Here is a 12845-nt window from a genome sequence, read left to right as displayed (position 1 = left end):
GATGGCGCTCAATCACCCATCCCCGGCCCCCTGTTCGGCCCGGGGCGCTGCTGGTCCGGGGGCGCCTGCTGCGGCTGGGTGGGCGCGGTGGCACTCCGCCGGCCGGTCACCTGTACCCCCGGCAAGAACTGCTGCCCGGGTCGGGGGGGCTGGGGGGCGGGGGTGGGCGCCGGGGCGGGGGCTTGCGTGGGTGCCGGGGGTGTGGGCGGCCTCTGCTGCGGGACGGCGGCGGTGGGCTTGGGCTGCGGCGGGGGTGCGGCTCCTTCCTGCGCGGTCCCCTGACGCGCGGTCTGCTGAGGCTGCTGGGGAACTGCTCCCTCCTTCACGGTCTCCTGCCGCTGGGGCGTCACGCCCTGCTCCGTGGTCGCTTCCTGCTGCTGGGTCGGCGTCGCCGGGCTCGGGGAGTTCGAGGGCCCGTCCGCGTCCTTGGTCGGCGCAGAGAGCTCCGGCGGCCGCCATCGGAGCGGGATGTCCTGTATCCGCTGCACGGCGTTCTCGTCTCCGGCCTGCTCCGCGGCCACGGCCCGTGCCCGGAGCGCGCTCTGCCGGGCGATGGGGGAGAACCCGGGCGAGGCGTTGCCGGTCTCGGCGGGCAGGGCGCGGGCGCCCATCGCGTTCAGCCGCTGCTGGATGCCCGACTCGGGCGTGAACACTTCGCGCGGAAGCTGCCAGGAGGCGGCTCCGTCCACGTCGACCCGATGCTCCTTGCCGTCCTCGGTACGGAAGGTCAACCCGTAGCCGATGTACTGGTCGTCCTGGTCGAACATCAGGTCGCCGGTGACCTGCCCGCGGTTGTCCCGCACCTGGTTCGCCAATGTCTGCAGGGCGGGGGGAAGGGGGTTGGTACGGCCGAGGCTGGCGACGTAACCGTCGCCTTCGAGCACCCTCTTCGGATCGCCCTCGTTCTCGCCCGGGTATTCCAGCCTGAACGAAGTCCTGCCATCCTCGCCCTGGAAGGTTTCGATGGCGCCCACGCGCGCGGTGACGAAGTTCAGGCGGCCCTTGAACTCCTCCCGCATCTCCGGGAACTGCACTTGGTGCTCCAGCGCCGGCGGCGGTGCCGCACCAATGATGGTTACCTTCGCGTTGGGGTTCTCCCGCAGGATGATCTCCGCGTTGGCGACCCCCGTCCCGCCGGAACCGGCGACGATCCAGTGCTCGGCGTCCGCCGGGTTGAAGCGGTTCTCGGCCACCTCGTCGCCCATCAGCACGCGCCCAGGGGCTGCCTCCCTCGCCGTCTCCCACTTCTCGGTGGCATCCAGCGTCGTGAAGCAGCCTTGCAGGCGCCGCTTGACGGGCCCATCACCCAGCCCGTCGACCAGGGCCCCACGAAGGTTGGAGGAGTTGACCGCGGCGAGGACCGTCGCGGCGTCGGCTCCGGTCCGCTCGGCATCGGTGAGCTGCCCTCGAAGCTCGCTCGCTCCGGCGACATTCTGCCCTTCGAGTTCCTGGAGCCGCTCGCTGATCAGCCGTACGGCTTCGCTGCGGCTCTCCACACCCGGCCCGAGTTCGCCGTTGTCGCGTGCGATTCCGGGCACCACTTCGGGGGTCAGGCCCGTCGCGACATTGGGAGTACCGTCGACCCGCACCAGCAGAGGTGCCCCACCACGCTCGCTGCCGTCCCTGTTGAAGGCCTGCGCCTCGGCGAGCAGCGTGCCGTTCTCGTCGAGCCTCAGGTGGGCTCGACCGTTCACCACATCGCCCTGGGTGGCCAGCTGGTCCTCCCAGAGGCGTACCGCGTCAATGGAGATACGGTCGCCGGGCTCGTCGACGGCCTGGTACGGATCGACGCCCATCCATTGCGCCAGGTCCCGGTCCTGGTCCGCCGACTGGACGATCCCCTTGCCGGGATCCAGGTGCCAGCGGCCCACGGCGTCGATGAGCAGGGCCTCATCGTCACGCCCGGACAGGCTCGCGCCTCCGCCGATCGTCACCTTGCGCAGCGGGATCTCGCCCGCCGCGTTCTGGTTCTCCACCGTCTGCGCGGCAAGCTCACCCATCTGACCGCGGTAGTCCGCCCACTGCACCGAGGCCGGCCCCACCTGCTCACGGGGGAGCGGCACGCCGTTCTGGTCGTAGCCCGGCATGGGCATGGTGATGTCGCGCCGCCCGATGAACGCCTCGACCTGCCGCTGCGCGACGACGGCCGCCTCTCGTGAGGCTTGGAGGGCTGAGGCGTCGGCGGGGTCGAGTTGCTCGATGGGGAGGGCGAGCTCGCGTACGAGGCGTTCGGATTCGAGCGACAAGAAGTCCTTTGAGGCGAATCGCCGGACTCGGGCCGCTCGTTCTTCGGGGGCATATGTCTCGATATCGGAAACGGCTGCCATGGGTCTGAGGCCGCACTGATCGAGGTATGCGGAGAATTCGAATCGCGCCTCGGACCGCGACTGTTCAGCGAGATTCGCGTCGACCGCGCGGCTCGCCAGCCAGTTCAGCTCTCCGATGCGTCCGTGATCCCGACTGGACAACTCCGGGTGCTCACCGAATTCCGTACCTTGTTCCAGGAGGTTCTCGCGCACCGGCGTCAGGCCTTGGCTGGACCGCTCATGCACGGCCGCGAGTTCACCGACCTCGTGAGCCAGAACCCGCCTCAGGAGTTCCTGCGGCAGACGGTCGGATACCTGGACGATGTACTGGTTTGACGTCGTGTTGGTCGAGGTTGTGGCGATCGTGCCAGTCGGCATCGGAATGGCGTCCAGCCAGAGCGCCGCCGGCTCTACCTGTGCAGCCCGTAGCGCGAGATATTCGCGAGGTGGGGATTCCCCCTTCGTCAGGGCGCGTTCGAGCGATCCGAACCGCTCTCCAAGGACCGCCGACGCGATGCTCTCCATCTCGGCCTCGGCCACTGCGACGAGCGCCGCCTGCCGGACGCTCAGCTGCCTAGCCCTGGTCTCTTCGGCCTCCGATGCCAGAACATCCGCCAGCACGCGGGGATCGGTAAACCTGTCCATGTGATGCTCCCCCGGGACTCTTTCCGCCGCATTGTCGAACAGCCCTTAGAATCATGCCATGTTGACAGCGCGCTCATCGTTCGAAGCACACCTGTACATGGACCTGCACGGCTGCAGCGAGTGCGGTTCCAGCGACTTCGACCGGCAGCACCGGCTGGAGCGGCATGGCGACGCCATCGTGGCGGTGTACGAGGGCGCCTGCCGGCAGTGTGGGACGACTCGTCGTTTCGAGTTCCAGATGGCCGAGGAGATTCCCCCGCCGCCGCCTGCTTTCGGTGGAGCGCAGCCCTCGCAGATCATCGACCCGGGGGAGTTCGCGGAGGTCGCCTTCCGGATCTCCGAGTCCGTCGGTGTCCGGTTGCTCAACACCCCCGAGTCCGAGCACTACAAGTTCCGCGACTCGGTGGCCTACACGGTTGCGGCCTTTGAAGAGATCCTGAAGTTTCTCCCGCCGGGGCAGGATTCCGTGCCGGCGAGTGCCTTCACCTCGGAAGTGGGCAAGGCCCGCTACAGGCGTGCTCCAGGCAAGTTCGACCGCGACATCCTTGAGGGCAATGTCGAGGACGCCCAAGCCGTCCTCGACGACATCGACGAGGTCAGCCGTCCCCCGCGCGCCCCCCAATAGTCGCCAGGGCGGAGCGTTCGAAGCGAACTACTGCTCGCTCCTGATCGGACAGATGATGCGCGGCAGTACGATTGGCAGCCTGGTTCAGTTCGCCGATACGGCCGTGGTCCCGACTCGACAGTTCAAGCCGATGGCTGATGTCGGCCTCACGCCTCAGAAGGCTCTCGCGTACCGGCGTCAAGCTCTGGCTCGACCGCTCCCGTGCGGTGACGAGTTCAGCCACTTCGCAGACGAATAGTCCCGTCATGCGCTCCCGAGGCGACCTTCGGAAACGCAACGATGTACTGGTCGCTCGTCCTGTACATCGCCAACTGGGCGATCAGGGGCGTCGGCATCGGTGCGGCGTCCAGCCAGAGGGCCAAGGCGTTGCCTAGGAGTCCTGGATGGCCAAGTACTCCTGGGGCGTTCGTTCCTCTGTCCAGGCCGGGCCTAGCGGACCGAAACGATCACCGTAGCCCCCGAAGCCCATCACGCAACTTGCTTCGGGTCGCCGCCACCAGTGTTGCCCGATGTGCCCGCCGCGGTCCGCCAGCAGGCGTGGATCGATCGAACCGTCCACGTGATGTCCCTCCCACGGGCTCTTCACGTCAGAATGATCGAACAACCCTTAGAATCTAGCTATGTTGGCTGCTCGTTCATCGTTCGAGGCGCATCTGTACATGGATCTGCACCGCTGTGCGGAGTGCGGTGCCGGCGACTGCGATCGTCAGCACCGGCTGGAGCAGTACGGAGATGACCTGGTGGCCGTGTACGAGGGCGCGTGTCGGCAGTGCGGAGCCCTTCGCCGCTTCGAATTCCGCATGGCTGAGGAGATTCCGCCGCCTCCGCCCGCCTTCGGCGGTCCCGAACCCTCGCAGATCATCGACCCCGGGGAATTCCTCGATGTCGCGTTTCGGATCTCTGAGTCCACAGGACTTCAACTCCTCAACTCTCCTGAGTCCGAACATCACAAGCTGCGCGATTCAATGGTCTACTGCATCGCGGCGTACGAAGAAGTTCTGAAGTTCATTCCGCTTGGTCAGGATGCGGTTCCGGTCACTTCCTTCACCTCGGAGGCGGGGCTGGGCCGATACAGGCAGGACCCGGGGAAGTTCAGCCGCCGGCTGATCGACATCTACCTCAAGAACGCCCGTGCGGTCCTGGCCGACATCGACCACGTCAGCTCACCGTAGGGTTCCCATGTTGACAGCGCGCTCATCGTTCGAAGCACATCTGTACATGGATCTGCATCCCTGCGCCTGCGGTTCCGGCGACTTCGACCGTCAGCACCGGCTGGAGCAGCACGGCGACGACATCGTGGCCGTGTACGAGGGCGCCTGCCGGCAGTGTGGGACGACTCGTCGTTTCGAGTTCAGGATGGCCGAGGAGATTCCTCCGCCACCGCCTGCATTCGGCGGTGCTCAGCCCTCCCAGATCATCGATCCTGGGGAGTTCGCGGAGGTCGCGGGTCGTATTTCCGAGTCGGTCGGGATCCAGCTGCTCAACTCTCCCGAGTCCGAGCACTACAAGCTGCGTGACGCGGTGGCCTATACCGTCGCGGCCTATGAGGAGATGCTGAAGTTTCTGCCGTCGGGCGCTGATTCCATTCCTGCGAGTGCGTTCACTTCAGAGGTCGGCAAGGCGCGGTATCGACGTGAACCGGGGAATTTCGACCGCGACATCCTCGAAGGCAACGTCGAGCTCGCCCGAGCCGTCCTCGACGAGGTCAGCCGTCCCCCGCGCACGCCCCAGCAGTGACCGCGTGTGGGCGGGGCCGTCGGCCCCGCCCACACGGATGTGACGGTCTTGTCAGCGCTTCGCGCCCGGGTCGTACGTGGCCAAGGAGGCCTGGACCGACTGGGCGTAGGGGCCCTCCCACCACGGGATCGTCTCGACCAGGACCGGCTTCGTGCCGGAGGCCAGGACCAGGGCTCGGCCGGGGGGCATGGAGCCCAGGTCCGAGACGTGGAGGACGCGTTCGCGGCGGACGGACTCGTTGACCGTGCGGTTGCCCGACCAGTGGCCGTGCTCCGACTCGCGGGTCGTCGAGTAGTCGCGGTGCTCGTACTCGCCCGCCAGGTCCGAGAGGTCGCCGAGGAAGCGGGTGTCGGAGACACCGCCGCCGTAGACGCGGATGTTCGCGGCCGACCACAGCTTCTCCATGCCGCGGTCGCCCCACACCTCGACGCCCTGTGCCCAGGACTGGAGGATCGTCATGAGGATGATGCCGCGCGAGCCGTAGTGCGAGTACAGGTCGGGCAGGGCCCGCCAGCGGCAGACGTTGGCCGCCTCGTCGAGGACGCCGACCAGGGGCTGCGGGAGACGGCCGCCGCGCTGGGTGGTCGCGTACTCCTCGGCCGCCTCGACCGTCGCCACCGTCAGGGCCGTCACCAGGGGGCCCGCCGAGTCCGTGCCCTCGCGGGACAGGGAGTAGAGGGTGCCCCGGCTGCGCACGAACTCGTGGGGGTTGAACTGCGGGCGCGTGTCCGTCTGGTCGAGCGGCGTGACCCACTTGTTGATCTCGGGGTTGATCAGGCACGAAGCCATCTGCTGGGCCACGCCGTAGATACCGCTGCGCTGCTTGTCGGGCGCGGTGAGGACGCCGTTCAGCGCGTCCGCAGGCATCGTGTGCCCGGCCTTGCGCAGGATGCGCTCCGGGGTGTCGTCCTTGGGGTTGGCCAGCCAGGTGTAGACCTGGGTGATCGGCGCGTTCGCGGTGGCCGCCGAGAGGAGCAGGTTGGCCAGGAGGTCCTGGCCGGCCGGGTCGAAGTACGCGTCCGTGGAGGCGTTCGGGTCGCGCGAGCCGGACGCGAAGTGGTCGGCCAGCTTACGGGCCTTGGCGACATCGGTGACGTACGAGAGCGGGTTCCACCACCACGACGGCGGCTCCGTCGCCACCTGCTGCGGGTCGAACACCCAGACCGGGCCGACCGCCTGGCGCGGGCCGCGCGTGGCGTCGACGATGTCCCGCTTGTTGGACGTCACGAGGACCGCGCCGGGGCCGTCCAGGATCGCCGGGATGGCGCGGCGGGTCGTCTTGCCCGTACGCGGGCCCCAGATGTCCACGTGCATGTCCTCGAAGGAGCCGAACAGCGGCTGCTTGCCCTTGACGGAACGGCCGATGAACACGCCGGGGACCTGGCTCATGACGCCGAGGCGCTCCGCGGTCGCCGCCGCGCCCTTCATCGTCAGCTTGCCGAGCTGCTCGCCCTTCGCCAGGTGCTGGGCGGCCGAGTCGACCCCGGGCTTCCGCTTCGAGCGCTGACGCAGGCGGTACGCCCAGAGGACGAGGACGAGGAGCAGGACCGCCTCGCCCGCGGCCACCGCGCTCGCCGCACTGCCCGGCCAGGCGTAGTCGCCCTTCGCGAGCTCCACCGCGAACGAGAAGGGGTTGCCGGCCGGGGTCGGCGCGTCGTCGAAGGACGCGCCGAGGTACGCGGCGCCCCAGGCGCCGCAGAGCACCACCAGGAGGACGGCGACGAGACCGACGATCTCGTACGTCCAGTCGTCCTCCGCACGTGGTCTCTTCTTCTGCTCAGCGGACATGTCTTGGACCTTTCTTACGCATGCTCGTCGCCGTTGCCGCCGGCCTCGGCCGGGTTGGTGCCGGCCGGGATCGGGACCCGGTAGACGCCGTAGATCTGGCCCTGCACGTCCCAGGTGCTGAACTCGACGTTCTTGCCGGCGCGCGGCGCGTGCAGGACCTTCTTGCCCTTCGGGTCCCAGACGAGCCCGACGTGCTCCGGGCCCCTGGGGCCGGGTCGCCAGAAGATCACGTCGCCGGGCTGTGCCTTGTCGAGATCGACCTTGTACGCCGCGAGCTTGTCCTCCTGGTCGTACGTCACCGCCCCGATGTTGATCTTGCCGCCGCTGGCCTGGTAGTACGCCCACTGCGTGAAGCTGGAGCAGTCGAACGACGTCGGGTTGTTGCCCTGGAGGCGCGGCGCGCCCCACACGTACGGCTTGCCGATGCCGCGCTGCGCCCAGCCGAGCGCCGCCCGGACCACCGGGTCGTCGGAGTCGGGCAGGACGCCCGTGATTCCGGCGCCGTCGGGAGCGACCGGCGTGCCGCCGCCGCCCTCGGCGCAGTTGGCGTACTCGGCGTCACGGCCGTCGCCGCCGCCGGGCGCGGTGCCGTAGTCGGGGTTGGCGGTGATCTTGCCGTTCAGCCAGTCCTCGGGGTCGACCATGCCGGGGCCGTTGTCCTGGCCACCGACGAACGGGTTGTCGACGCCCGGGACGCGGACCTCCCAGTGCAGGTGCGGGCCGCTGGTGTTGCCGGTCATGCCGACGGCGCCGATCTGGTCGCCGCGCTTGACCTGGTCCCCGACCTTGACGTTCCGCGTGGACTGGTGCGCGTACTGCGTGATGACGCCGTTCGCGTGCTCGATGTGCGTCTCGTTGCCGTACGCGCCGCCGGATCCGGCCTTGACGATCTTGCCGTCGGCCGGCGCGTAGATGGCGGTGCCGACGGGAGCGATCAGGTCGAGGCCGGTGTGGTAGCCGAGGCTCCACATGCCGCCGCGCTGCTTGTACTTGGAGCCGATCTGGTACGTGCCCTGCTTCAGCGGCCACTGCCAGTCCTTGCCGCTCGCGGTCGCGTCCGGGTCGGGGGCGGGGGCCGCGGGGACGGCTGCGAGGGACATCGGCACGGCCTCGGTTATGCCGCCCTGGGGCGCGAGTGCCATGGCCTGCGTGGTCGTGGAGCCGTCCCCGTCCAGGGGCGGGGTGGACCAGGAACGGGGCGGCGAGGACGCGACGCTCAGCGCGCTCGACGGGTCGGCGTTGTTGCCGACCGGCTCCGGGATGTCCGACTGCTGGCCGAGCGTCGGGAAGTTCGGGTTCTTCTCGACGGTGCGCTTCAGGTGCGCGTACCAGTCGGTGATGAGGTCCTTCTCGCCGGTCAGGTTGCCGCGGTAGCGGGCGGCCTGGGTCAACACGACGCGCATGTAGATGGTGTTGCTGGGGCGGGAGCCCGAGTACCGCATCAGCGCGTTCCAGGCGTTGGTCTCCGCCTTCATCGCGTGCAGGAAGTTGGCGGCGGCGAAGGCCGCGTCGTCGATGTTGTAGAGGTCCTTCTTGCCGTCGCCGTTGCCGTCGGCGCCGTAGTCGGTCCACGCGGGCGTGCCGAACTGGAGGATGCCCATGTAACCGGCGCTGTTCTTGCCGCCGGGCGCCGCCGACGGGTCCTGCCCGTACTTGGTCTCCTGGTACATCTGCCCCGCGATGAGCGTCCAGTCGAGCCCGTCGTAGCGGGCGGCCGCGCGCATGGCGGCGAGGATCATCTTCGGGGGTATCTCGTTCCGGGCGGTCGCGCTCGGCAGGTACATCTTGCCCGCGGGCACGATGGGGGACGTGGCGGCCGCGTCACCGGTGTTGCCGGCCTCGGCGTTCTCGCCGTAGTCGCCGCAGGCTGCCGCCGCCGTACCGCCGCCGATGCCACCCACAAGGCCGGCGATCATGATGAGGATGACGAAGCCGATGCCACCGATCGGCAACAGACCGCCCGCGCCCAGGAGCAGCCACAGCTTGAGGTTGCCCTTCTTCTGACCGCCGGGGCCGCCCTGTCCTCCTCCGCCGCCTTGGCGTGCGGTCTGGGCGACGTCCTTGGCGGCTTTCGCCGCCTTGGCGACCTTGGCCGCCTTGGCGGCGGCCGCGAGCACGGCAGGAGCCACCATCGGCGCTTACCCTCCCGCCTGGTCGGACGCGCCGACGTTGCCGAGCCCGTAGATCGACACGTTGGACACCAGCCAGGAGCCACCGCGGGTGCCCTGGACGGTCACGAGCCAGGAGTTGGTCTCCGTACCGGTGTTGCGGCCGTCCTCGCTGCGGGTCGCGGTCACTTCGACCAGGCTGGAGAGCGTGATGCCGCTGCCGTTGACGAGATCGTCGGCGACCATCGCGTCGCGGAGAACGGTCGCCTTGCCGCGCGAGGCGCATTTGGCGGCCACGCAGGTGTCCCAGGCCTTGCCGGTGGGGAGCGCGGTGTCCTGCCGCAACTGCCGGTCATCGGTGGTCAACACGAGGAGCGGCGCCGCCCAGGAGGCGTTCTTGTCGGTGTGCGCGTAGGTGTTGAGGCCGACCATGTAGTCGGACATCACCTTGTGCGCGGCGGCGGCCTCGGCCGGCGCGAGGATCGGCTTGACGGCGCCCGCGTCGGAGACACCGCCCTTGTTGTCGGAGGATCCGGACCCGGAACCCCCCTCAGCGGGTGCGGAGGGCGCGGACGAGCCCTCGGACGTCTCGCCGGAGGTGTCTTCGTCTCCGTTGAAGAGGGTCAGCACCACGAGGGCGCCGACCATCAGGAGCCCCAGTACCGCCAGGGCGAGTGCCGCGTTTCGCTTGTTGTCGGCGGGTGACTCCACCGTCCCGGGCCTCCCTCAGTCAGGTTGCCGAGCCACGGTAGGGGGAGAGACGGGGAGGGGACGGCATGTTTTCCCCGCCGGGGAAAGCAGGGGACGGGGTGAGGAAAGAAGGGAAAACGACGGCGTGTGGGGAAGTCGTGGAGGCGGCGGTGACGGATCCTCACGGGTGAGGTGGGGAGCCACCCGCCGGCTCAGGGCGTAGGGCCCGGTTCGCGTCGCCGGACGGGCGGAACCGGTACGGTCGGCGGCTCTCGAGCCCTAAGGGCGCCTCTGTCGGCATCCAGGTTCCCCCACTCGATCCGGCCACCTGCCGCGCCGGCCCGGCGGCCCGCGTCGTCATCGGGCCCGCAGTCCATCAGGGCCTCAGGCCAGGAAGATCCCGAGAATCAGCAGTACCGCCACCACGCCGCCCATGATGTAGCGGGCCCTCGGGTCCTCGCGTTCCCAGAGGTCGTGGACGACCGCCCAGCCTGTCAGGCGGGCGGCGCGGCCGTCGTGGAGGCCGGTGGCGTCGGCGGGCGGTGAGGCCTCGTCCTCGCCGTCGGCGTCAGTTTCCTCGCCGGTCAGGTCGCCCGCGATGCCCTGCTGCTCCTGGGCCACGATGACCAGGCCTTCCAGGAGTTCGGGCATCGTGTTCGGCGTGAGGGGGTACGCGACCGTGCCGAACTCGGTCTGGAGGACGAGGCTCGACTGCCAGGGATTGCCGGGCTCGTAACCGTCGATCCAGGCGTGCTTGGCGTCGTACCTCGGTGCCGCCGGAACCGCCGCGGGCACCGGCTGTTCGGCCGACGCGGCCTCCGCTGCGGGCTGCTGGGGCAGCGCCACTGCCGGAGGGGCGGCAGATGCGGGGTACTCAGGTCCTGCGGTCTGGTCGCTCAACTCTCGTCCTTGGGAAGGTCGGGGACGCTTCGGTGCGCCCTGCGGCGCGTGGGCACCCGCATTGTGCCGAGCCCGCCCGAGGGAAAGGGCGTTCTCGAGTCCCGGAGGGGTCGCACGATCACATCCACTTTCCTCGTCTTTCCTCGCGGGCGCTCCTCCGTTTCCTCGATGGGGAAAACGAGGCGTCGCCGCTCCCTCTGTTTGCCACACTGCCCTCCGCACCTGGCTCACCAGGGCCCGCCGCGCCCGACCGGCGGCCGGGATCAGACGCGGGGGGAGATCGAGCCGATGACGGACCACAACAGCCCTGCCGGCGGTACTGGCGGGACTCAACCACCCGCACAGCCCGGGCAGTTCGGGCCGCCGAGCACGGCCGCCGGACAGCAGCAGCCGCATCAGCAGCAGCCTGCCCCCCAGCAGCCTCAGCAAGCCCAGCAGGTACCTCAGCAGGCCCCCGCGCCCTACGGCTACCCCGCCCCCGCCCAGCAGCAGCCGCAGCCCCAGCCGCCGATGGCCTCCGACGCCGCGCGCGCCCAGGTGGCCGCTGCCTGGACGCGGCGTGCCCCGCAGGCCGCCGTGCCGCCGGGCGAGGCCGCCGTGCCGGCCCTGCCGCCGCGCCAGAACCCGGCCCCGGGCCCTGCCGGACCGAGCAAGAAGGACCGCCGCGAGCAGGCGCGCGCCGAGCGGAAGGCCGCGTACGAGGCGAAGAAGGCCGAGCGGGAGAGCCGCAAGCGCGGTGGCGCCCCGGCGTCCGCCGCCACGCCCGTCGGCGCCCCTGCGGGCGCTCCCACGCCCGTCGGCGCCTCCACCGCGCCCGCCCCGGCAGGTGCCGCCGCGAGCACCGCGGCCGGTACCTCCTTCGTCGTCCCGCGCCCCGGTGGCCGCCTGCCGGCCACGGGCCGTGGCACGCACGTCGCCCTCCGCGCCACCCTGCTCTTCACCGCCTGCGCCTTCGCGCTCGGTTCGTGCGGGGTCGTCGGCCTGGCCATCGGCAAGTCCTCCTCCGCGCCGACGGCCGCGCTCGGCAAGAAGGACCTTCAGAAGTACCGACTCACCGAGTTCCCGACCCGGGCTGCCGCGACCTTCGCGGAGAAGTACGCGACGCTCTGCCTGACGTACGACGCCAAGGCCGCCGAGCAGCGGCGTGACGAACTCGCCCGCTACGCGACCTCCGGCGTCGACCGCGACTGCGGCTGGAACGGCCAGGGCACGCAGAGCGTCACGAGTGCCGTCTGGGACGGCACCATCGAGGACCTGCCCGAGTACGGGAAGAACGGCCGCTACCTCGGCGTCCAGGTCACGCTGTCGACAGGCCGCGTCACCGCCGTCTCCGTACCCGTGTACGTCGCGAACCCGGCGTCCGGCTCAGGGCTGCGGGTGGTCGGTGACGTCGGTGAGATGCCGCTGCCCGGCCGGGGCACCGCGCCGGAGATCGACCGTGACTCCGAGGTCGTGGACAACACGCTCTCCGACCAGCTCAAGGCGCAGGTGCTGCCCGGCTACTTCACGGCCTGGGGCTCCTCCGACACGACTGCCATGTCCCGGTTCACGTCGCCCGACGCCACCGTCGCCGCGACGTCCGGGCTTGCCGGAGCGCTGGCGGCCCCCCTGGTCCAGGAGGTCGTGGCGCTGGCCCCGGCCGGCACGGGCGACAGCGGTGCCGTCACGTACAAGTACGGGCAGTCCGTGCCGGTGCGGGTGACGGTCGTCTGGGGCGGGGCCGGTGCGGAATCCGCACCCGGTCAGGAGACCACCCCGCAGGTCAAGCGCTCCTACCGACTGACGGTCGTGAACACGGCGCAGGGCTGGTTCATCAAGGACATCCGCGGCGCCCTCCTCGACCCGGCAGGCGGACAGGGGGACGCCGACCCCGAGGCTCCGAGCGCCACGCCTTCGCCCGGACAGCAGACCCCGCCGGCCGGCGGTACCGCCACTCCGCCTCCCGCGACCGGCGCGGCCAAGCCGCCGGCCACGAAGCCGGCCACCGGCCAGCCCAAGCCGCCCAAGCCCTGACGGGGCACCGCTCGCCGGTCGATCCGTCCTCTC

Annotated in this window: 9 protein-coding genes; 4 read left to right on the top strand and 5 right to left on the bottom strand. The window is 70.0% G+C overall.

Annotated elements, in window-relative coordinates; genetic code table 11:
• Positions 1-8: 8 nt before the first annotated feature.
• Complete coding sequence (locus tag ACF09C_RS23770; protein ID WP_392094038.1) at positions 9-2951, bottom strand: hypothetical protein; 2943 nt, start codon at positions 2949-2951, stop codon at positions 9-11.
• A gap of 97 nt (positions 2952-3048) precedes the next feature.
• Between ACF09C_RS23770 and ACF09C_RS23765 the strand changes: the two genes are divergently transcribed.
• The 3 genes from ACF09C_RS23765 to ACF09C_RS23755 all read left to right on the top strand — a co-directional run bounded on the left by ACF09C_RS23765 (position 3049) and on the right by ACF09C_RS23755 (position 5313).
• On the top strand, positions 3049-3576 hold the full coding sequence (locus ACF09C_RS23765) for a hypothetical protein (RefSeq protein WP_392094036.1): 528 nt from the start codon (positions 3049-3051) through the stop codon (positions 3574-3576).
• 620 nt (positions 3577-4196) lie between these two features.
• Positions 4197-4748, top strand: a complete 552-nt coding sequence (locus tag ACF09C_RS23760) for a hypothetical protein (protein WP_392094035.1) — start codon at positions 4197-4199, stop codon at positions 4746-4748.
• Positions 4749-4794: 46 nt separating this feature from the next.
• Entirely contained in the window at positions 4795-5313 is a 519-nt protein-coding gene (locus tag ACF09C_RS23755; protein WP_392094033.1) for a hypothetical protein, read from the top strand.
• Between the two features lie 51 nt (positions 5314-5364).
• Here ACF09C_RS23755 and ACF09C_RS23750 read toward each other — a convergent pair whose 3' ends face one another.
• The 4 genes from ACF09C_RS23750 to ACF09C_RS23735 form a co-directional block, all read right to left on the bottom strand.
• Complete coding sequence (locus ACF09C_RS23750; protein WP_392094032.1) at positions 5365-7101, bottom strand: type IV secretory system conjugative DNA transfer family protein; 1737 nt, start codon at positions 7099-7101, stop codon at positions 5365-5367.
• A 14-nt stretch (positions 7102-7115) separates the two neighbouring features.
• Positions 7116-9233, bottom strand: a complete 2118-nt coding sequence (locus tag ACF09C_RS23745; protein WP_392094030.1) for a peptidoglycan DD-metalloendopeptidase family protein — start codon at positions 9231-9233, stop codon at positions 7116-7118.
• A gap of 6 nt (positions 9234-9239) precedes the next feature.
• Positions 9240-9920 carry a hypothetical protein gene (locus ACF09C_RS23740; RefSeq protein ID WP_392094028.1) on the bottom strand — a complete coding sequence of 227 codons (681 nt, stop codon included), beginning with the start codon at positions 9918-9920 and terminating at the stop codon, positions 9240-9242.
• A gap of 363 nt (positions 9921-10283) precedes the next feature.
• Positions 10284-10799, bottom strand: a complete 516-nt coding sequence (locus tag ACF09C_RS23735; RefSeq protein ID WP_392094027.1) for a hypothetical protein — start codon at positions 10797-10799, stop codon at positions 10284-10286.
• A 288-nt stretch (positions 10800-11087) separates the two neighbouring features.
• Here ACF09C_RS23735 and ACF09C_RS23730 point away from each other — a divergent pair, with 288 nt between their 5' ends.
• Positions 11088-12812 (top strand): conjugal transfer protein, encoded by a 1725-nt coding sequence (locus ACF09C_RS23730; RefSeq protein ID WP_392094025.1) that lies wholly within the window; start codon positions 11088-11090, stop codon positions 12810-12812.
• Positions 12813-12845 lie beyond the last annotated feature (33 nt).

The sequence above is a fragment of the Streptomyces sp. NPDC014870 genome (assembly GCF_043081505.1).
Lineage (GTDB): Bacteria > Actinomycetota > Actinomycetes > Streptomycetales > Streptomycetaceae > Streptomyces.
Note: the sequence above shows the minus strand (reverse complement) of the source record. Positions and strands in the feature narration are given on the sequence as shown.

Excerpts from the sequence above, each read along its gene's own strand:
- ACF09C_RS23770 (WP_392094038.1), bottom strand. The coding sequence starts at position 2,951 with ATGGACAGGTTTACCGATCCCCGCGTGCTGGCGGATGTTCTGGCATCG.
- ACF09C_RS23765 (WP_392094036.1), top strand. The coding sequence starts at position 3,049 with ATGGACCTGCACGGCTGCAGCGAGTGCGGTTCCAGCGACTTCGACCGG.
- ACF09C_RS23760 (WP_392094035.1), top strand. The coding sequence starts at position 4,197 with ATGTTGGCTGCTCGTTCATCGTTCGAGGCGCATCTGTACATGGATCTG.
- ACF09C_RS23755 (WP_392094033.1), top strand. The coding sequence starts at position 4,795 with ATGGATCTGCATCCCTGCGCCTGCGGTTCCGGCGACTTCGACCGTCAG.
- ACF09C_RS23750 (WP_392094032.1), bottom strand. The coding sequence starts at position 7,101 with ATGTCCGCTGAGCAGAAGAAGAGACCACGTGCGGAGGACGACTGGACG.
- ACF09C_RS23745 (WP_392094030.1), bottom strand. The coding sequence starts at position 9,233 with ATGGTGGCTCCTGCCGTGCTCGCGGCCGCCGCCAAGGCGGCCAAGGTC.
- ACF09C_RS23730 (WP_392094025.1), top strand. The coding sequence starts at position 11,088 with ATGACGGACCACAACAGCCCTGCCGGCGGTACTGGCGGGACTCAACCA.